General features: G+C 62.3%; 18 protein-coding genes. 8 read left to right on the top strand and 10 right to left on the bottom strand.

Annotated elements, in window-relative coordinates; translation table 11 throughout:
- Nucleotides 1-138: 138 nt before the first annotated feature.
- Both GH659_RS08535 and GH659_RS08530 read right to left on the bottom strand, forming a co-directional pair.
- Nucleotides 139-846, bottom strand: a complete 708-nt coding sequence (locus tag GH659_RS08535; protein WP_153110981.1) for a hypothetical protein — start codon at nt 844-846, stop codon at nt 139-141.
- A 77-nt stretch (nt 847-923) separates the two neighbouring features.
- The gene (locus GH659_RS08530; RefSeq protein ID WP_153110980.1) at nt 924-2135 is read right to left on the bottom strand and encodes an MFS transporter; all 1212 of its coding nucleotides are present in this window, start codon (nt 2133-2135) and stop codon (nt 924-926) included.
- A gap of 87 nt (nt 2136-2222) precedes the next feature.
- Between GH659_RS08530 and GH659_RS08525 the strand changes: the two genes are divergently transcribed.
- Nucleotides 2223-3008 carry an AraC family transcriptional regulator gene (locus tag GH659_RS08525; protein WP_153110979.1) on the top strand — a complete coding sequence of 262 codons (786 nt, stop codon included), beginning with the start codon at nt 2223-2225 and terminating at the stop codon, nt 3006-3008.
- A gap of 178 nt (nt 3009-3186) precedes the next feature.
- Here the strand turns inward: GH659_RS08525 and GH659_RS14780 are convergent, their stop codons facing one another.
- Together GH659_RS14780 and GH659_RS08515 are read right to left on the bottom strand one after the other, a co-directional pair.
- On the bottom strand, nt 3187-3483 hold the full coding sequence (locus GH659_RS14780) for a hypothetical protein (protein WP_170285850.1): 297 nt from the start codon (nt 3481-3483) through the stop codon (nt 3187-3189).
- A 430-nt stretch (nt 3484-3913) separates the two neighbouring features.
- Nucleotides 3914-4291, bottom strand: coding sequence for a hypothetical protein (locus tag GH659_RS08515; protein ID WP_153110977.1), 378 nt, complete (start codon nt 4289-4291; stop codon nt 3914-3916).
- A 635-nt stretch (nt 4292-4926) separates the two neighbouring features.
- On the opposite strand from GH659_RS08515, the gene GH659_RS08510 reads away from it, so the two are divergent.
- A complete protein-coding gene (locus tag GH659_RS08510; protein WP_153110976.1) occupies nt 4927-5493 on the top strand; it encodes a cob(I)yrinic acid a,c-diamide adenosyltransferase in 567 nt (188 codons plus the stop codon).
- A gap of 226 nt (nt 5494-5719) precedes the next feature.
- Here GH659_RS08510 and GH659_RS08505 read toward each other — a convergent pair whose 3' ends face one another.
- Together GH659_RS08505 and pdxR are read right to left on the bottom strand one after the other, a co-directional pair.
- Entirely contained in the window at nt 5720-6550 is an 831-nt protein-coding gene (locus GH659_RS08505) for a shikimate dehydrogenase family protein (RefSeq protein ID WP_153110975.1), read from the bottom strand.
- 243 nt (nt 6551-6793) lie between these two features.
- Nucleotides 6794-8263: a MocR-like pyridoxine biosynthesis transcription factor PdxR gene (gene pdxR, locus GH659_RS08500; RefSeq protein WP_153110974.1), complete on the bottom strand. Its 1470-nt coding sequence runs from the start codon at nt 8261-8263 to the stop codon at nt 6794-6796.
- Between the two features lie 208 nt (nt 8264-8471).
- Here pdxR and GH659_RS08495 point away from each other — a divergent pair, with 208 nt between their 5' ends.
- The 6 genes from GH659_RS08495 (at nt 8472) to gabT (ending at nt 16202) form a co-directional block, all read left to right on the top strand.
- A complete protein-coding gene (locus GH659_RS08495) occupies nt 8472-9623 on the top strand; it encodes an ABC transporter ATP-binding protein (RefSeq protein WP_211364165.1) in 1152 nt (383 codons plus the stop codon).
- Between the two features lie 78 nt (nt 9624-9701).
- Nucleotides 9702-10754 carry an ABC transporter substrate-binding protein gene (locus GH659_RS08490; protein ID WP_153110973.1) on the top strand — a complete coding sequence of 351 codons (1053 nt, stop codon included), beginning with the start codon at nt 9702-9704 and terminating at the stop codon, nt 10752-10754.
- A 210-nt stretch (nt 10755-10964) separates the two neighbouring features.
- Nucleotides 10965-12230 carry an ABC transporter permease gene (locus GH659_RS08485; protein WP_153110972.1) on the top strand — a complete coding sequence of 422 codons (1266 nt, stop codon included), beginning with the start codon at nt 10965-10967 and terminating at the stop codon, nt 12228-12230.
- Between the two features lie 14 nt (nt 12231-12244).
- The gene (locus tag GH659_RS08480) at nt 12245-13069 is read left to right on the top strand and encodes an ABC transporter permease (RefSeq protein WP_153110971.1); all 825 of its coding nucleotides are present in this window, start codon (nt 12245-12247) and stop codon (nt 13067-13069) included.
- Between the two features lie 159 nt (nt 13070-13228).
- Nucleotides 13229-14686 carry an NADP-dependent succinate-semialdehyde dehydrogenase gene (gabD, locus tag GH659_RS08475; RefSeq protein WP_153110970.1) on the top strand — a complete coding sequence of 486 codons (1458 nt, stop codon included), beginning with the start codon at nt 13229-13231 and terminating at the stop codon, nt 14684-14686.
- Nucleotides 14687-14894: 208 nt separating this feature from the next.
- Complete coding sequence (gene gabT / locus GH659_RS08470; RefSeq protein WP_153110969.1) at nt 14895-16202, top strand: 4-aminobutyrate--2-oxoglutarate transaminase; 1308 nt, start codon at nt 14895-14897, stop codon at nt 16200-16202.
- Nucleotides 16203-16242: 40 nt separating this feature from the next.
- On the opposite strand, the gene GH659_RS08465 is transcribed toward gabT, so the two are convergent.
- From GH659_RS08465 to GH659_RS08450, 4 genes are all read right to left on the bottom strand, one after another.
- The gene (locus GH659_RS08465; RefSeq protein ID WP_153110968.1) at nt 16243-16464 is read right to left on the bottom strand and encodes a (2Fe-2S)-binding protein; all 222 of its coding nucleotides are present in this window, start codon (nt 16462-16464) and stop codon (nt 16243-16245) included.
- Nucleotides 16465-16527: 63 nt separating this feature from the next.
- The gene (gene bfr, locus GH659_RS08460) at nt 16528-17010 is read right to left on the bottom strand and encodes a bacterioferritin (protein ID WP_153110967.1); all 483 of its coding nucleotides are present in this window, start codon (nt 17008-17010) and stop codon (nt 16528-16530) included.
- Nucleotides 17011-17020: 10 nt separating this feature from the next.
- The gene (gene bfr, locus GH659_RS08455) at nt 17021-17509 is read right to left on the bottom strand and encodes a bacterioferritin (protein WP_153110966.1); all 489 of its coding nucleotides are present in this window, start codon (nt 17507-17509) and stop codon (nt 17021-17023) included.
- 204 nt (nt 17510-17713) lie between these two features.
- Nucleotides 17714-18820, bottom strand: a complete 1107-nt coding sequence (locus tag GH659_RS08450; RefSeq protein ID WP_153110965.1) for a protein-glutamate methylesterase/protein-glutamine glutaminase — start codon at nt 18818-18820, stop codon at nt 17714-17716.
- Nucleotides 18821-18830 lie beyond the last annotated feature (10 nt).

Genomic DNA, 18830 nt, shown 5'->3' with positions numbered 1-18830 from the left:
GAAAGGCTGGCATTCATACGCGCAGAATCCTCGCCGCCTCCTCTGATGCCTACCGGGAGTCCATCCTTGGACTCGGGTAGGTTTGATGCGATTGCCCTGCGTTAGCAACAAACACAGCTGTGGCGCCAAAGCAACGCCTCAACGTGAAAAATCGGGTAAGGCCGCCTCGCGGTCGGTGAGCGAATGGCCGATTTGATAAAGGCCCGCATCAACGTTGACAACCCCGCGTTCGCCGAGATTGTTCGCGGACAGCACATCGGCCACCAGCGCTCCAACGCGCCCGGCATCAAAGCCGGTGACGAGAACCACCCAATCGACGGCCGCATCCTTGCCGCGAATGCGTTGCTCCGTTGTCAGCCGAGCCTCAAGGCCCGATTCGAACAGATGGGCGCTGGCCAGTCCCGACTGGTCAGGCAACCGGGGAAGGTATTCGCCGACCAGCCAATCGCGCAACGCACCCTCCCGCCCTTCGGCGGGGCATAAACGGAGCAGCAACGCCGCGTGGCCGAGTCCATGGCCGAAACTCGCCGTCAGCCGGCACAGACCGCGGTTCATCTGGCGGTAGTGAGTCATCATTTTCGACGTCCACGAGCTCGGATTATTGAGCCGCTCCAGATAAGCGGGCGAATCGAGGACGTCGAGGTCGGCCACTTCGTACATCACGAAGTACGGCAACTGCCCCGGCAAAGCCGCCGGTGCCGCACGCCAGCGCGACCCGCGCAAGAAACCCGGGATCGCCAAGCGCTCCGGCAAGTGTTCGTGCGAATGCCAGTCATCGTGTTCGCAACGCGCCTCCGACACGATGTCGAAGGACAGGATCATTGCAGCTTTACCGAGCAGTGCCATGGCGAATCTCCTTGAAAGTGGCCAACATCGAACATGCGCGCCGCCGTCTGGCGATCAGCGCTGGAAAGAGCTTCGAATCATGCCCGCGCGGCAGCGAGGACCGGAGCCGGTGCCACACGCAGGCGGATATCCGGCAGAAAAACCGCCAGCAGCCCGAGCAGTGGCAGGAAGGCGCACAAGCGATAAACGGCCACGATCCCCCAAGCGTCGGCCAATTGGCCGAGCACCGCCGCGCCGATGCCGGCCAGACCGAAGGCAAGCCCGAAAAAGAGTCCGGAAACGGTACCGATCCGGCCCGGAAAGAGCTCCTGCGCATACACGAGAATGGCCGGGAAGGCGGAAGACAGCATGAAGCCGATGATCATGGTCAGGACGACCGACGCATCGAGTCCGACATACGGCAAGGCGAGCGTGAACGGTGCGACACCGAGAATGGAGATCCAGATCACCCGCTTGCGCCCGATGCGGTCGCCGATCGGGCCGCCAAGCAAGGTGCCGGCCGCGACGGCGAACAGGAAATAGAACAGGTGATATTGCGCGGTCTGCGTATCGATGCCGTACTGATGCATCAGGTAGAACATCAGGTAGCTGTGGATGCTGGCCACGTAAAAGAATTTCGAGAAGATGAGCGAGAGCAGAACGCCCAGCGTCAGCATGACCCGGCGCTTCGGCAACTCATGCGCCACGGCCGGCGCGACCTTCTTCGGCTGCTTTTGCTGCTGCCGGTACCACATGCCGACGCCGGTCAGCACGACCATTGCCACCAGCGCGATCAGCGAAAACACGGCGATGCTGCGCTGTCCGTACGGCAGAACGATCCACGCCGCCAGCAACGGGCCGGTCGCCGTACCGGCGTTGCCACCCACCTGAAAGATCGACTGCGCAAGGCCGTGCCGCCCGCCCGACGCCATCCGCGCCACCCGCGCCGATTCCGGATGAAACACCGACGACCCCGAGCCAACCAACGCCGCCGCCAGCAACACGACTTCAAACTGCGTGGCAAAAGCGAGCAGCAGCAGGCCGCACAGCGTGCAGCCCATGCCGAAGGCCAGCGAAAACGGCTTCGGATTGCGGTCCGTGTAATAGCCGACGACGGGTTGCAATAACGAAGCCGTGCATTGGAAGGCAAGCGTAATCAGCCCGATCTGCGCAAAGCTCAACTGGAAATCCGACTTGAAGAGCGGATAGATTGCCAGCATCAACGACTGCATCGTGTCGTTGAGAAAATGCGCAAAGCTGATGGAGAGGAGTACCCGGAAAGAGGTTTTTGCAGAAGATTGAGCGGTCATTTTTTCAAAGGCAAATACAACATGGGCGCACTATATCGGCTAGGATGAATGTCCGTCTCGCTGTTATAAGGCACCCATCTTCGCAAAATGGACACATCAACACTCCCGTGGTCGGAATATGGCCAGGATCAGGGGCATTCCCCGGTTTCCGGCCGCTCGGCCGATCACGCCGCAGACGGGGAAATCCCGCCGCACAGCCACCCAACCGCCCAACTCATCCACGCCGTGCAGGGCGTCATGGTGGTACGGGCCGACGACGGACAATGGATCGTGCCGCCGACGCGCGGCCTGTGGATGCCGCCCGGCGTCGTGCATCAGATGCGCCTGATCGGCGAAGTCCGCCTGCGCACCGTCTATATCCGCCCCGACGCCAGCCCCGATCTACCGCAGCGCTGCCAGGTCGTCCGCATCTCGCCCCTGTTGCGCGAGCTGATCCTCGCCGCCATCGAAATCGAACAACCCTATGCCGCCGACTCCCGCGACGGACGACTCATGCGCCTGCTGCTCGACGAAGTCGCTGCCCTGCCCAGCCTTCCGCTGCGTCTGCCCGCCCCCGTCGATCCGGCGCTGCAGACCATCTGCCGGACAATCGCCGACACGCCCGACGACCCATCGACGCTCGCCGACTGGGCCGGCCAGCTCGGAGTCAACGCCCGCACCATCCAGCGCCGCTTCCTGCGCGAGACCGGCATGACCTTCGGCGACTGGCGACAACAAGCCCGCCTCATCATGGCGCTGGAACGACTGGCCAGCGGCGAAAAAGTCATCGACGTCGCCCTCTCCCTCGGCTACAACAGCCCCAGCGCCTTCGCCACCATGTTCAAACAGCAATTCGGCGTGACGCCGAGCGGGTATTTTCGGACGGAAAGATAGGAGGGATACCTGCCAACGGGGCGGCGGCTATCGTCACAACCATCGCCGTCGGACAACGAGGAGGGCGCATTGCATAGTCATGGGGCGACAATCTACCAACTGTTTTCACACCGGATTGAAATCCGAGCAGCTGCTTGACGCCGAAACCTGCTTAGCAGTCCAATGCGCATAGCTTTCGTCAAGACGCTGATAGGTCATTAACCCTTTGCATATGCTTACCAACTGGACGGATCGCCGAAAGGAATTTCGATACGAGAACACGCTCTTCTCGGACGATGGCATGCGGCTGAAAACGGGCGGGATCGAGTATGTCGAACGCCCGTTTTCCGACAAAGCAAGCAGGCGGTTCCGCATTTTTCTGATCGTCGTACTTGCATTCATATTTCCCGTGATTCCCTTGCTGGCATCTTGGGGGCTCAACGAACATTTCATCTGGATCGTTCCGTTCTTTGCCATCATCGTCTTCTGGGCTCATGTGCGGATTCATTCCTGCCCGACATGCGGAGGGCGGTCGCGATCCTTGAGCACTCCGCACATGGACTCGCCGGTACTTTATCTATGTGATCGGTGCCGAACCTTCTTCGAGCATGGCCAGATCGATGGCGGCTGGCCCTGGAAGTAGCGGGTAGGTTTTGTCTGCACTGGCCGGCGTTGAAACGGTGATGGCAGATATTCCCAGCCCTGCGGCTGCAGTTCGAGGAGAAACTTGACGCGACCGCCGAAAGTGCGTCGGGACCGTTCAGAGCCAGTACCCATTCACTGTGAGTGGGGAATGCCAAAGGGGCGAGCGTGGTGAAACGCCCGCGAGGTGGCGCTCCAGGCATGCCTTATCCGATGCTGAATCGAGTTCCGTGCGCAGACTCGCGAGCGGCTGCACACTATGTAGAACCGCATCGGCCCTCCCGCTATCTGCCCGGCTCGCCTTCGGCCCAGGTCTTCCGGCCGTTGATGAAAATAGGGGTAAAGATCGGTAGCAACCAGAGCAGCATCCAGCTGTTAAGTTGTTCGTTGCCTAGACCCCCGAATGCCCAGATCGCCCAAGGTATCGTCAGCAAAAAAATGACGTACAGCCCCAAGTAGAGCCGCCAGTAGGGTGTTGTCGGATGGCGCCATGGTGCGAAGCTGCGCGTCGCCCAAATGGCCGCGACGAAGATCAGTACGCCGGTGCATCCTTCAGCTATCTTTCCTTGGGCCAGAAATATCAACCCGACGATTGCGACCCACAGGAAGCCGCCAATCCAGCCCCATGTCCAGCCAATCTTTTCACCTTTGCGTTCTACCATGCTTGATCCCCATGTCGCCGAAACGTCATGCTACGCTCAGCGATGAAGGATAGGAAAGTCGGTATCGATCTATTGCTGCCGAGAAGTCTCATACTCATCCGGTGAAATCTGTTGGCCATGAATAGACGAGCGGCGGGAATTTTCCCGAGTTCGACGCCTGGCAGGAATGGGCACTTCCATTCCCTTCGACCGGCAGGTTGGGGGTCAAACTTGCCGTTCATTCGGCCATGTCATTCGCTATAGACGTCATAACAACCGCATCGTCCCATACTTTTCCCGTCGGGAAATTGACTTGCATCCGGCTCAGTCTCGGAACAGCCCGCCAACCAAACGGCGGCTCTCGCTCCCCTGCGTCGAACAAAGGGGATTGCACATCGCCTATCCGGGGGGCGAAAATCGGCCAGTTACGGACCATCGCCACCCATAATCATGGCGCCATGATGTCTGCTTTCGGTCCACAACCGAACATCAACATTCCAGACGTCATCAGCGGGGTAAGCCAAACATGGACCACTTGCTCAGCGAAGTAGTCCATGCCTAATTTTATTGCATTCTAAAATGGCTAATTGACAATCTGGGTTGAAATGTCTCAGCCCCCTTTGGCCACCTAACGACGACACAAAAAGATGACTGCGATGAACACCCGCCCCGAGACAACAATCCCGGATCCTGAAATCGCCCCGTTTCAACGCGGCTACGTGCATGTTTACACCGGAGACGGCAAAGGCAAGACCACCGCAGCCATCGGACTTGCGGTGCGCGCCGTAGGCGCCGGATTGCGCGTATTCCTGGCGCAATTCGTCAAATCGATGCGCTACAGCGAGATCGAGGCGCTCGAACGGCTGGGAGGAAACATCGTCTGCCGTCAATACGGACGCGGATGCTGGCTGCGCGGGGATCCGTCCCCGGAGGATGTCCGTCTGGCACGGATCGGCTATGCGGAAGTACGGGAAGTCATCCACTCCGGAGAATACCCGCTGGTGATTCTCGACGAAGCCAACGTGGCCACGTGGTTCAAGCTGCTGGACGTCGAGGACCTGCTGGTGCTCATCGATGAAAAGCCAGCGGCCGTCGAACTGGTCTTCACGGGCCGCCGCGCCGACTCACGGCTGATCGAACGGGCCGACCTGGTAACCGAAATGCGCGAAATCAAGCACTACTACCACCAAGGTGTGGCAGCCCGGAAGGGGATCGAGAGCTGACCGCAAGCAGGCGCGTCCTGGCTATCTTTCTCCTGCTTCCTTCAGCCAAAAACACTATGCACAAAAGATAGCTGCTTAACTCGCTGGACTCTTCGGTTGTCGACCTACGTCAGCATCCAGACCAAACTCAGAACAGTCTGCCAACCGATTCTGGCAGGCAATCAGGAATACAAAACGGGCCTGCGGCCAAATTGGCGGCAGGCCCGTCGTCTAATGTACGCGGCGCTTAGTAGGTGATCTTCGCCAGCGAGCGCAGTTCTTCCGCCGTCGTGGTGCCGAAGCCGAAGAACTCGAGGTAGGCCGGGATCATTTCGAAGAGCATGTCGGTGCCGATCTGGTAGCGGCAGCCGCGCTCCTTGGCGATCTGCAGGAGCGGCGTCATTTCCTGCTTCATGACGACTTCGCCGACGAAGGTCTTGTCGTCCATGCCGGTCACGTCCATCGGCAGCGGGTCGCCGGGCAGGCCGAGCGGCGTGCCGTTGACGACGAGGTCGTAGCCGGCAGCGGCGTTGTTGCCGGTTTTGGCTTCGAGGTTCGGATAGTGCTGGCGCAGACGAGCGGCCAGCGCTTCGGCCGAGGCGGTGTTGAGATCGCAGATGGTGATCGAGCCGACGCCGGCGGAGGCCAGCGAAGCGGCAATCGCCGCGCCGACGCCGCCGGAGCCGACGAGCAGACAGCGCGCATCCTTGAAAACGAAGCCCTTGTTGGCCAGACCGCGGCAGAAACCGGTGCCGTCGAACATGTCGCCGACGAGTTTGCCGTCCGGACGCTTGACCACGGCGTTGCAGGAACCGGCGACCTTCACTTCGGTCGACACCTCGTCGAGCATGTCGACGACGGCGACCTTGTGCGGCATCGTGATCAGCGCGCCGGGGATGTTGGTCGTCTGGAAGGCGGCCTTGAACACGGCGGGGAAGTTTTCCGGCGTGGCGCCAAGCGGGACGACGACCGCATCGATGTCATGCTTTTCGAACCAGGGGTTGTAAATGAGCGGTGCCTTGAAGGCATAGGTCGGGTAGCCAAAGAGCGGGAGCAACAGGGTCTTGCCGCTGATCATGAACGTGTTTCCTTTCTCAGAGCGTAGGAGTCATCAGAGTTCGTCGATCTCCCGACAATCTGAACGACGGCGCCCCCAACCTTGCGGTGGAGGCGCGTCGCATTGCTTCAGCAACTTCAGGAGGAGACCGATTGCCGGAACGAGGCCGGCTTTACAACGCGCTTGACTATAGTTCCGCGCGTTTCACCCTGTAAATCGCATGGGCCGTATAGACATTATTTCCAGGACGAATAACAGGCACGCTCACAAATGTGATTCGATGACGCGCACCAGCGTTTCCACCGCCGGCACGATGCTTTTTTCCGGCACGGCGGCGAAGCCGAGATTCAGCCCCGTTTGCCAGCTTTCCGGGTTGGCGTAGTACATCGAGAGCGGCCGGCTGACGACGCCTTTGGCGAGCGCCTGCGCGGCCACCAGCGTATCGTCGATCGGCCGGTTGAAGCGGTAGACGAGTTGCAGCCCGGCATGCCCGCCGGAAACGGTCACCACGTCGCCGAGCCGCGATTCCATCGCCTCGCGTAGCGCGTCGCGCCGCCCCTGATAGATGCCGCGCATGCGCTTGATGTGGGCGGTGAAGTAGCCTTCGTCGATGAACTCGGCGAGCGCCGCCTGCTCCGGCATGCGGCCGCCGCGGTAGAGCTCCGAGTTGCCGATCACGAACGCATCGACGAGGTCTTCCGGCAGCACCATGTAGGCGAGCCGGATGCCGGGATACATGACCTTGCTGAAGGTACCCATGTAGATCACGCGCTGACGGCGGCAGAGGCCGAACAGCGAAGCGACCGGCCGTTCGTCGTAGCGCAGCTCGTTGTCGTAATCGTCCTCGATGATCCAGCTTCCCGACTGGTGCGCGTTCTCGAGCAATTCCAGCCGCCGGTCGAGCGACAGGACGACGCCGGTCGGGTACTGGCTCGACGGCGAGGTGAAGATCATGCGCGGCGGTTGCGCCCAGTCCTCCGGCGTCGGCGCCAGCCCCTTCGCGTCGAGAGGAATCGGCCGCACGTCGAGGCCCGCCGCATGCAGCACGTTGCGCGCCCCCCAGTAGCCGGGGTCCTCGATCCACACCCGGTCGCCATGGTCGGCCAGCATGCGGGCGCAGAGGTCGAAGCCCTGATGCGAGCCATTGATGATGAGTACCTGCTTCGGATCGACGGTCATCATGCGCGTCACGCGCAGGTAGTTGGCGAGCGCCACCTTGAGCGGGCCGAAGCCGAGGTGGGTGTAGTTGAGCAGGCGCGACTGGTCGGCATGGATGTATTTGCCGACGAGCCGCCGCCACAGGTTGAACGGGAACAGGTCGACGGCCGGCACGCCGGGCATGAACGCGCCGTGCTGGATGGCGCTGCTCGCCGCCTGGCTGGCGATCGACGTGCCGCGCCTTGAAAGCCCTTCGCGCCGCGTGCCGATCAACCGTTTCGGCGTATCGGGCTTGCTGGCGCTGTCGACGATGCCCGACACGTAGGTGCCGTCGCCGACGCGGCCTTCGAGATAGCCTTCGACGAGCAGCTGCTCGTAGGCGCGCACGACGGTGTTGCGCCCCATGTCGAGTTCGTCGGCGAGCAGACGGGTCGGCGGCAGCTTGGTGCCCTGTTTCAGCACGCGGTCGAGGATGGCGGTGCGCAAAGCCATATAAAGCCGGATGCGCAGCTTGACCGTTTCCGGCTGGCGCTCCAGATACTGGGCGAGCACTTCAATGACGAGGCGTGGTTCCATGCCGGCTCCGGGCGGTTTCGTGACATGCCTGAACGATATTCAGGAGAAGGGAAGCGAATTGGTCCCAGCAAAACCGGGAAAATTGGTTCTCATTCTGTCCAATTCATCTCCTATCATCAATACCAAGCGAAATGAGCGACGAAAAACGCCCAGCAACAAACCCGATGGTTCGCCAGCACGAGCCGGAAGTCAGGAGGTTACAGTGAACATGATCGACAAAAACATCGCGGCTCTGGCCGAGGCCGACACGGCGGCGACAAAAGAGGACGCCGCACCGCATGTCACCTTCCGCAAGGTGCAAAAGACCTACGACGGGGAAAACCTGATCGTGCGCGACCTCAACCTCGACATCCGGCGCGGCGAGTTTCTGACGCTGCTCGGCCCGTCCGGTTCCGGCAAGACGACCTGCCTGATGATGCTGGCCGGTTTCGAAACGCCGACCTCGGGCGAAATCCGCCTCGGCGACCGGGTCATCAACAAGCTGCCGCCGCACAAGCGCAACATCGGCATGGTTTTCCAGAACTACGCGCTGTTTCCGCACATGACGGTGCGCGAGAACCTCAAATTTCCGCTCGCCGTACGCAAGCTGCCAGCCGCCGAAATCGACAAGAAGGTCGACCGGGCGCTCAACATGGTCCAGCTCGGCGTCTATGGCGAGCGCTACCCGCAACAGCTCTCCGGCGGTCAGCAGCAGCGCATCGCGCTGGCCCGCGCCCTCGTTTTCGACCCGGAACTGGTGCTGATGGACGAGCCGCTCGGCGCGCTCGACAAGCAGTTGCGCGAGCACATGCAGATGGAGATCAAGCACATCCAGCGCGAACTCGGCATCACCGTCGTCTTCGTGACGCACGACCAAAGCGAGGCGCTGACCATGTCCGACCGCATCGCCGTGTTCAATCAGGGCGTCATCCAGCAGCTCGCCGATCCGGCGACGCTGTACGAGAAGCCGGCCAACAACTTCGTCGCCAACTTCATCGGCGAGAACAACGCGCTCGCCGGCATCGTCGAATCGGTCGATGGCGACTACTGCCACCTCCGCCTCGACAACAAGGCGCGCGTGCAGGCGGTGATGGGCAACCCGCTCAAGAAAGGCGACAAGGCCGTGCTTTCCGTGCGCCCCGAGTGCGTCCAGCTCAACGTGCAGTCGCTCGGCTGCGCCAACCGGCTCGGCGGCTACGTCACTGAAATCACCTACCTTGGCGACCATCTGCGCGTGCGCGTCGAACTCGCCGGGCGCAAGGAAATCGTCGTCAAGGCGCCGGCCGCGCAGCACAAACACCGCTTCGACCTGGGCGACGCCATCCATGTCGGCATCAACCCCGAACAATTGCGGGCGCTCGATCCGGCGCTCGGCGCCTGAATATCAACGAACCATTTTTCCACGCTGACCACAGCCCTTCCCCCTTAAGTAGCCGACTTTTTAATTCAGGAGAAAGACATGCACCGCATCCCCTCGAAAGTCCGCCCGCTGGCCGTTGCCGGTGCCGCCGCCATGAGTTTGCTGGCCGGCACCGCGCACGCCGACATCACCGTCATTTCCTTTGGCGGCACCAACCAGAAAGCGCAGGTCAAAGCCTTCTACGAGCCCTACACCAAGGCCACCGGCAGCAAGATCATTCAGGGCGAATACAACGGCGAACAGGCCAAAATCAAGGCCATGGTCGGCGCCAAGAACGTGTCGTGGGACGTCGTCGAAGTCGAGTCGCCGGAACTCGTGCGCGGCTGCGAGGAAGGTCTCTATGAGAAGCTCGATTTCGCAAGGATCGGTCCGAAAGCCGATTTCATTCCCGCCGCCGTCACCGAATGCGGCGTCGGCATTTTCGTCTGGTCGACGGTGCTCGCCTACAACAGCGACGCGCTGAAAGCCGCCCCGACGTCATGGGCCGATTTCTGGGACCTGAAGAAATTCCCGGGCAAGCGCGGCATGCGCAAGGGCGCCAAATTCACGCTCGAATTCGCGCTGATCGCCGACGGCGTCAAGCCGGAAAACGTCTACAAGGAACTGGCGACGAAGGCCGGCGTCGACCGCGCCTTCAAGAAACTCGACCAGATCAAGCCGCACATCCGCTGGTGGGAAGCCGGCGCGCAGGCACCGCAACTGCTGGCCGCCGGCGACGTGGTGATGACGTCCGCCTTCAACGGCCGCATCGCCACCGCGCAGAAGGAAGGCAAGAAGAACCTGAAGATGGTGTGGACGAACAACATCTACGACTTCGATTCGTGGGCGATCCCGGTCGGCACGCCGAAGAAGGACGAGGCGTACAAGTTCATCGCCTTCGCCAGCAAGCCGGAAAACCAGAAGGTCTTCGCCGGTGAAATCCCCTACGGTCCGACCAACCTGAAGGGCACGGCGCTGGTCGACAAGGCCATCGTCCCGGAACTGCCAACCGCACCGCAAAACATGAAGGGCGCCTTTGCCAGCAACACGCAATTCTGGGTCGAACACGGCGAAGATCTGGAACAGCGCTTCAACGCCTGGGCGGCGAAGTAAGACGGTGTAACCAACAAGCAAAACGCATTTAACGCAGAGTTCGCAGAGAGACAGAGAGCGCAGAGAGAAACCAGGAGAAAAGAGAGAAATTCAAACGCCATCGTTTTTTCCCGTCGGGTAAATCATGGATTTTTCTCTGCGCTCTCTGTCTCTCTGCGATCTCTGCGTCGAAAGCGGTTCCCGATCACAACCGAAGCAGAGGATCACGGCATGTCTAAACTAAGCGCCACGATGCCCGCCGCGCTGGCATCCGAAAACACGGTTTCGCTGAAACGCCAGCTGGGCCGCGCCGAGCGGATGAAGAAGCTCAAGTACGGCGCGCTGATTGCGCCGCTGGCGATCTTCCTGCTGCTGACCTTCGTCTGGCCGATCAGCGCGCTCCTGAAGCGCAGCGTCGACAACCCCGAAGTCATCGGCGCCTTGCCGGCGACCAGCGCCCTGCTCAGCGACTGGAACGGCGAGAACGCACCGGACGCCCTCGTCTTCGCCGCCTTTGCCCGCGAGATGGGTGAGATCAAGGGCACGCCGGTCCTTGCCGGCGCCGCCAAGCGCCTGAACATGGAACAGCCGGGCTTCCGCTCGCTGATGATGAAAACGGCCCGCGCCATGCCGCCGGCCGAAGGCGTCTCGCCGCGCGACGCTCTCATCGAAGCCGACGAGCGCTGGGCCGACCCGGCGACCTGGCGCTTCCTCGCCCGCAACGCGACGCCCTACACCGGCCGCTATCTGCTCGCCTCGGTCGACCGCACGTACGACGAACAGGGACAAATCGTCCGCGCCGGCGACGATCAGGCGATCTACGTCGATGTCCTGAAGCGCACCTTCGGCATGTCGGCGATTGTCACCGCCTTCTGCCTGCTGCTCGGCTTCCCGCTCGCCTACCTGATGGCGACGCAACCGCCGAAAATCGCCAACACGCTGATGATCTTCGTGCTGCTGCCGTTCTGGACTTCGGTGCTGGTGCGCGTCGCCGCCTGGATCGTGCTGCTGCAAACGCAGGGCCTCGTCAATCAGGCGCTGATGGCGCTCGGCGTCACCGACCATCCGCTGCAGCTCGTCTTCAACAGCACCGGCGTCTATATCGCCATGGTGCACATCCTGCTGCCGTTCATGATCCTGCCGATGTACAGCGTCATGAAAGGCATCTCGCCGACCTACATGCGCGCCGCCCTGTCGCTCGGCTGCCCGCCCTTCAAGAGCTTCTGGAAAATCTACTTCCCGCAGGCCCTGCCCGGCGTCAGCGCCGGCGCGCTGCTCGTCTTCATCCTGTGCATGGGCTACTACATCACGCCGGCGCTGCTCGGCAGCCCGAAGGAACAGATGGCCAGCTACTTCGTCGCCTTCTATACCAACCAGACGATCAACTGGGGCATGGCGGCGGCACTGTCGGCGATCCTCTTCGTCGCCACGCTGATCCTCTACATGGTCTATACGCGCCTGACCGGCCAGCAGGATGCCGCGTCAAAAGCTCGCTAAAAAGGAGAACCGACATGATCCCCGCCTACGCCACTCCGCTCGAACGCGTCTGGTACTACGCCTTCCGCGTCCTCTGCGGCCTCGTGCTGGTATTCCTGATGCTGCCGATCCTCGTCATCGCGCCGCTCTCGTTCAACGCCGACTCGTTCCTGCTCTACCCGATGTCGGGCTTCTCGCTGCGCTGGTACGAGGAATTCCTGACCTCGGCGGCCTGGCGGCAGTCGTTCATGAACAGCCTGATCGTCTCGCCGATCGCGACGCTGCTGGCGATGGCGCTCGGCACGCCGGCCGCCGTCGGCCTCGCCCGCATCGACTTCCCGGGCAAGGCGCTGCTCACCGCGATCCTGATCTCGCCGATGGTGGTGCCGGTGGTGATCGTCGGTGTGGCGACCTACCTCGTCTTCGCGCCGATCGGCCTCTCCGGCAGCTACATCGGGCTGATTCTGGTGCATGCCGCGCTCGGCGTGCCGTTCGTCGTCACCACCGTCACGGCGACGCTGCAGGGCTTCGACTTCAACCTGGTGCGCGCCGCGTCCAGCCTCGGCGCCAATCCGCTGACCACCTTCTTCAAGGTGACGCTGCCGATCGTCGCGCCGGGCGTCATCTCGGGCGGGCTGTTCGCCTTCGGCACCTCGTTCGACGAAGTCGTCGTCACGCTCTTCCTCGCCGGCCCCGAGCAAAGCACGCTGCCGCGCCAGATGTTCGCCGGCATCCGCGAAAACATCAGCCCGACCATCGCCGCCGTCGCCACGATCATGACCGTGCTCTCGACGCTGATGCTGATCACCCTCGAAGGGCTGCGCCGGCGCGGCGAGCGGATGCGCGGCGAAGGGAAGTGAACACGATGAACCGCATTCAACGCAGAGATCGCAGAGCCGCAGAGTTCGCAGAGAAAAACAGGAAGAAACGCATTTATCGATTTTCTCTGCGTTCTCTGTATCTCTGCGCCCTCTGCGTCGAAAGCGGTTTCTAAAAATTTTTATCGGCAAAAGGACTTCATCATGCTCAACCTCAAAGACGCCTCCCTTCTGCGCGACCTTTGCTACATCAATGGCGCCTGGCTGAATGCCGACAAGGGCGAAACCCTCACCGTGACCAATCCCGCCACCGGCGCGGTTGTGTCCTCCGTACCGAAAATGGGCAGCGACGAAACGCGCCGCGCCATTACGGCGGCCAACGCCGCCTATCCGCTGTGGCGGGCGAAAACGGCCGGCGAGCGCGCCAAGCTGCTGCGCCGCTGGTTCGAGCTGATGCACGAGAACGCCGACGACCTGGCGCTGATCATGACCTCCGAGCAGGGCAAGCCGCTGGCCGAAGCGAAGGGCGAAATCGTCTATGCCGCCAGCTACCTCGAATGGTTCGCCGAGGAAGGCAAGCGCGCCTACGGCGAGGTCATCCCGCCGAACGTGCCCGGCCGCCGCATCCTCGCCACGCGCGAGCCGGTCGGCGTCTGCGCCGCGATCACGCCATGGAACTTCCCGGCCGCGATGATCACGCGCAAGGCCGGTGCCGCGCTGGCCGCGGGTTGCACGATGGTATTGAAACCCGCCAGCCAGACGCCGCTCTCCGCGCTGGCGCTCGCTGAACTCGCGCACCGCGCCGGGATCCCGGCCGGCGTGTTCAACGTAGTCACCGGCTCGGCCAAGGCGATCGGCGGCGAAATCTGCGCCAACCCGATCGTGCGCAAACTCTCCTTCACCGGCTCGACCGAGATCGGCGCCGAGCTGATCGCGCAGTGCGCACCGACCGTCAAGAAGCTGTCGATGGAACTCGGCGGCAACGCCCCTTTCATCGTCTTCGACGACGCCGACCTCGACGAAGCGGTGATCGGCGCCCTCGCCTCGAAATACCGCAACGCCGGCCAGACCTGCGTCTGCGCCAACCGCCTGTTGGTGCAGGACGGCGTCTATGACGCCTTCGCCGCCAAGCTGGCCAAGGCCGTCGCCGAATTGAAGGTCGGCAACGGCGTCGAGCCCGGCGTCACGCAAGGGCCGCTGATCGATCAGGCGGCAGTGGACAAGGTGCAGGAACTGCTCGCCGACGCCACCGACAAAGGCGCGCGCATCGTCTGCGGCGGCAAGCCGCACGCGCTCGGCCACACTTTCTTCGAGCCGACGATCATCGCCGACGTGACGAGCAGCATGCGCATCGCCCGCGAGGAAATCTTCGGGCCGGTGGCGCCGCTCTTCCGCTTCAAGACCGACGAAGAAGCGATCCGCATGGCCAACGACACCGAGTTCGGCCTCGCCTCGTACTTCTTCGCCCGCGACGTCGGCCGCATTTTCCGCGTTTCCGAAGCGCTCGAATACGGCATGGTCGGCGTCAACACCGGCCTCATTTCCACCGAAGTCGCGCCGTTTGGCGGCGTCAAGTCGTCCGGCCTAGGCCGCGAAGGCTCCAGCCACGGCCTCGACGACTATCTCGAAATCAAATACGTCTGCCTCGCCGGCCTCTAAACAACGAACCACCTAGAAACCATATTGCAGAGCATCGATAAATGCTTCACCACCAAGACACGAAGGGCACCAAGAAGCACCAAGTAAAAGCCTCGTTTTTCTTGGTGCAACTTTGTGTTCTTGGAGCCTTGGTGGTTCGCATTTTTCGTTGCCTGACGACTCGCGTCACAGCCCCTATCCACGATCCCTCGATAAACAGGAGAGCCCCATGAATTCCATGACCGATTTGCCGGCCCAAACCAACGCCACCCTGATGGCACGCCGCCAGGCCGCCCTGCCGCGCGGCGTTTCGCAAGCGCACGGCGTCTTTGCCGAGCGTGCCGAAAACGCCGAAATCTGGGACGTGGAAGGACGCCGCTGGATCGACTTCTGCGCCGGCATCGCCGTCGTCAACACCGGCCACTGCCACCCGCGCGTGATGGCCGCCGCCAAGGCGCAGATGGAAAAATTCACGCACACCTGCTTTCAGGTCGTCGCCTACGAGTCCTACGTCGAACTGGCCGAGCGCCTGAACGCGCTGGCCCCCGGCGCGACGCCGAAGAAAACATTCTTCATGAACAGCGGTGCCGAAGCCGTCGAAAACGCGGTCAAGGTCGCCCGCGCCTATACCGGTCGCAGCGGCGTCATCGCCTTCAACGCCGCCTTCCACGGCCGCACGATGTTCACGCTGGCGCTGACCGGCAAGGTCGATCCGTACAAGAAAGGCTTCGGCCCCTTCCCGGCCGAGGTCTATCACACGCCCTTCCCCGATCCGCTGCACGGCATTTCGGTCGATGACGCCATGCACGGCCTCGAACTCGTCTTCAAGAACGACATCGAAGCCGCGCGCGTCGCCGCCATCATCGTCGAGCCGGTGCAGGGTGAAGGCGGTTACCTGCCGGCGCCGACGGAGTTCATGCAGCGCCTGCGCGCCCTCTGCGATCAGCACGGCATCGTCCTGATCGTCGATGAAATCCAGACCGGCGTCGCCCGTTGCGGCAAGTTCTTCGCGATTGAACACTCGGGCATCGAGCCGGACGTGATCACCATGGCCAAAGGCCTGGGCGGCGGCATGACGCTCTCCGCCATCGTCGGCAAGGCCGAGATCATGGACGCTGCCGTGCCGGGCGGACTCGGCTCGACCTACGCCGGCCACCCGGTCGCCGTCGCCGCCGCGCTCGCCGTGCTCGACGTGGTTGAAGAGGAAAAACTCTCGGAACGCGCCGCCGCGCTCGGCGAAAAATGCCGCGCCCGCCTCGAAGCGCTCAAACCGCGCTTTGCCTGCATCGCCGATGTGCGCGGCCTCGGCGCGATGACCGCGGTGGAATTCAGCCACGGCGGCGATCCGAAAAAGCCCGCCGCCGACATCGCCAAGGCCCTCGCCGCCGAAGCCGCCCAGCGCGGCCTGCTGCTGCTCAACTGCGGCAGCTACGGCAACGTCCTGCGCCTGATGCTGCCGCTGACGATTCCGGACAACGTGCTCGACGAAGGGCTCGAGATTCTCGAAGCATCGCTGGCGGCGGCCGTCGGGGGCTAATCACCCAGGCGGATGATTCGAGCGGCGGGCACCATCGTCATTACTTCTTGTGGTGATGATGGTGCGCGTGATGAAAGTGATGATGCTGGTGCCCGATTTCCTCCAGCGCCGCCTTCAGGCAGCGTTTGGCTTCTTCGGCGCATTTGCCGCACTCGCTGGCGACGCCGAGTTCGTGCCGGAGGTCTTTCAGGGAATGCGCGCCACCGGCCACGGCTTCCCGGATCTGCCGTTCGGTGATGGCTTTGCAGACGCAGATGTACATCGCTGAGCTTTCGTTGCGGATGGCAGGCCGACGGCCGGGATTGGCGCCCGGCCGTGTTCCAGATCAGTCGCCGGCGGCTTCCATGTGCGCTTGCAGGTAGTTCGGCAGGGTGACGTTTTCGATCAGCCCCTGCTGCGTCTCCAGCCAGTCGATGGCTTCCTCGCACTCTTCCAGCAGGTCTTCGAGCAGATCGCGGCTCACGTAGTCCTGCACTTCCTCGGTCAGCGCAATCGCCTCGATGAGCTGCGGCCGCTGGATTTCGCGCTCGGCCTTGAGGTCGCTGGCCAGGCATTCGACGACGTTCTCGCCGATCATCAGGCGGCCGAGGCTTTGCAGGTTGGGCAGCCCTTCGAGGAAGAGGAGGCGCTCGATCAGCTTGTCCGCCTCCTTCATGACGCGGATCGACTGCTTGTACTGGTAGTCGTTGAGCTTTTCCAGCCCCCAGTTGCGGAACATGCGGGCGTGCAGGAAATACTGGTTGATCGCCGTCAACTCGTTCTTGAGCACCTTGTTCAGGACTTCGATGACTTTCTTGTCGCCTTTCATGGGTCGCTCCTCAGGAAACCAGCGGCACGCTGTCGATCTGGCTCTGCTTGTAATTCTGCAGGCCAACCTGCTCGATCAGGCGCAACTGCTTTTCGAGGTAGTAGGCGTGGTCCATCTCGGTGTCTTCGAGCTGGATGGCGAGCATGTCGCGCGACACGTAATCCTGCGCCTTTTCACAGGCGGCGATGGCTTTCTTCAGGTCGCCGACGACCTTGTATTCGACGGACAGATCGGCCTTGAGCATTTCGGGCACTTCCTTGCCGACCTTCAGCGCCTCGCGCTTGGCGAGGTTCGGCGTCCCCTCAAGGAAAAGGATGCGCTGGATCAGCGCGCGCGCATGCTGGCGCTCATGGTCCGACTCGTGCAGCGCCTTGTCCGCCAGGCGCTGGAATCCCATATCGGCATACATCTCGCCGTGAATCAGGTATTGGTCGACGGCGGTCAGTTCCCCCGCCAGCAGGTCGTTCAGGATGTCGATGATTTTCTTGTCGCCCTTCATGGTGTCCTCTCCAGAGTGTTGGCCCGATGGATGAAATGGGAGACGCCATGCGGCGGGCGATCTTCCACTCACAAGCCGGGTTGACTCCGAGTAACGGCACGAGTTCCGGATTCACCCGAGCAACCGGCTTTGAGTGAGCGTTCGATTACGAGCCAGGCCGACTGTCTGCGCATTCCAACTGGAGATGGCCCCCATCAGACAGGATCAGCTGCTGTAGCCAAGGATCGCGGCAGGAATCTGGTCGAGCGGCAGAATCCGGTCGGCGGCTTCGAGTTTGATCGCCTCCTTCGGCATCCCGAACACGACGCACGTGCTTTCGTCTTCCGCGACGGTCTGCGCGCCGGCGTCGTGCATTTCCTTCAGGCCGCGGGCGCCATCGTCGCCCATGCCGGTCATGATGATCCCGAGCGCATTCTTTCCGGCGGCATGGGCCACCGAGCGGAACAGGACATCGACCGACGGCTTGTGGCGATTGACCAGCGGGCCGTCTTTGACCTCGACGTAATACTGCGCGCCGCTCCGCTTGAGCAGCATGTGCTTGCCGCCGGGCGCGATCAGCGCCAGTCCGGGGCGCACCCGGTCGCCGTCCTTGGCCTCGCGCACTTCGATGTTGCACAGGCCATTCAGTCGTTGCGCAAACAGGGCGGTGAACCGCTCCGGCATGTGCTGGACAATCACGATCCCGCTGCTGACGGCTGGAAGCTGCGTCAGCACCGCTTCCAGCGCCTGCGTTCCGCCGGTGGAGGTGCCGATCGCGATCACCTTGTCCGTCGTCGCATACATCTTTGCGCCGTGGTGCAGCGCGGGACTGGGCAGAATGACGTCGGCGGAATTCTTGGCGCGCAAGCCCAAGGACGGATCGACGGGCGTCACCCGACGAACGGCCATCTTTTGCAGCGCCGTCACGTTGGCTCGGGCGGCCGCCTTGATGCTGCCGACGATGTCGTTCGACGCATCCTCCAGGAAGGACTTAACGTCGATCTTCGGCTTGGTGATGATGCTGACCGCGCCCGCCGCAAGCGCCTCCAAGGTCACTTGCGCGCCCTTTTCGGCCAGCGACGAGCAAATGATGATGGGTGTCGGCCGCTCGGCCATGACTTTCTTGAGGAAGGTCAGCCCGTCCATGCGCGGCATTTCGATGTCGACGATGAGCACATCCGGCCATTGCTTCTTCATCTTCTCCAACGCGAACAGCGGATCCTGCGCGGTTGCGATCACCTCCATCGAGGGATCCTTTGAAATCGCCTGCGTGACCACCTGCCGCACGACGGCTGAGTCATCGACGACCATCACCCGGATTTTTTCGGCCATTGCCATCCTT

Origin of the sequence: Propionivibrio limicola (genome assembly GCF_009469695.1) — a bacterium.
Classification (GTDB): domain Bacteria; phylum Pseudomonadota; class Gammaproteobacteria; order Burkholderiales; family Rhodocyclaceae; genus Propionivibrio; species Propionivibrio limicola.
Note: the sequence above shows the minus strand (reverse complement) of the source record. Positions and strands in the feature narration are given on the sequence as shown.

Excerpts from the sequence above, each read along its gene's own strand:
- GH659_RS14780 (WP_170285850.1), bottom strand. The coding sequence starts at position 3,483 with ATGAGCCCAGAAGACGATGATGGCAAAGAACGGAACGATCCAGATGAA.
- bfr (WP_153110967.1), bottom strand. The coding sequence starts at position 17,010 with ATGAAAGGCGACAAGAAAGTCATCGAAGTCCTGAACAAGGTGCTCAAG.
- GH659_RS08485 (WP_153110972.1), top strand. The coding sequence starts at position 10,965 with ATGTCTAAACTAAGCGCCACGATGCCCGCCGCGCTGGCATCCGAAAAC.
- GH659_RS08525 (WP_153110979.1), top strand. The coding sequence starts at position 2,223 with ATGGACACATCAACACTCCCGTGGTCGGAATATGGCCAGGATCAGGGG.
- GH659_RS08480 (WP_153110971.1), top strand. The coding sequence starts at position 12,245 with ATGATCCCCGCCTACGCCACTCCGCTCGAACGCGTCTGGTACTACGCC.
- GH659_RS08465 (WP_153110968.1), bottom strand. The coding sequence starts at position 16,464 with ATGTACATCTGCGTCTGCAAAGCCATCACCGAACGGCAGATCCGGGAA.
- pdxR (WP_153110974.1), bottom strand. The coding sequence starts at position 8,263 with ATGGAACCACGCCTCGTCATTGAAGTGCTCGCCCAGTATCTGGAGCGC.
- GH659_RS08505 (WP_153110975.1), bottom strand. The coding sequence starts at position 6,550 with ATGATCAGCGGCAAGACCCTGTTGCTCCCGCTCTTTGGCTACCCGACC.
- GH659_RS08490 (WP_153110973.1), top strand. The coding sequence starts at position 9,702 with ATGCACCGCATCCCCTCGAAAGTCCGCCCGCTGGCCGTTGCCGGTGCC.
- GH659_RS08510 (WP_153110976.1), top strand. The coding sequence starts at position 4,927 with ATGAACACCCGCCCCGAGACAACAATCCCGGATCCTGAAATCGCCCCG.
- GH659_RS08535 (WP_153110981.1), bottom strand. The coding sequence starts at position 846 with ATGGCACTGCTCGGTAAAGCTGCAATGATCCTGTCCTTCGACATCGTG.
- GH659_RS08530 (WP_153110980.1), bottom strand. The coding sequence starts at position 2,135 with ATGACCGCTCAATCTTCTGCAAAAACCTCTTTCCGGGTACTCCTCTCC.
- GH659_RS08450 (WP_153110965.1), bottom strand. The coding sequence starts at position 18,820 with ATGGCCGAAAAAATCCGGGTGATGGTCGTCGATGACTCAGCCGTCGTG.
- GH659_RS08515 (WP_153110977.1), bottom strand. The coding sequence starts at position 4,291 with ATGGTAGAACGCAAAGGTGAAAAGATTGGCTGGACATGGGGCTGGATT.
- GH659_RS08495 (WP_211364165.1), top strand. The coding sequence starts at position 8,472 with ATGATCGACAAAAACATCGCGGCTCTGGCCGAGGCCGACACGGCGGCG.
- bfr (WP_153110966.1), bottom strand. The coding sequence starts at position 17,509 with ATGAAGGGCGACAAGAAAATCATCGACATCCTGAACGACCTGCTGGCG.
- gabT (WP_153110969.1), top strand. The coding sequence starts at position 14,895 with ATGAATTCCATGACCGATTTGCCGGCCCAAACCAACGCCACCCTGATG.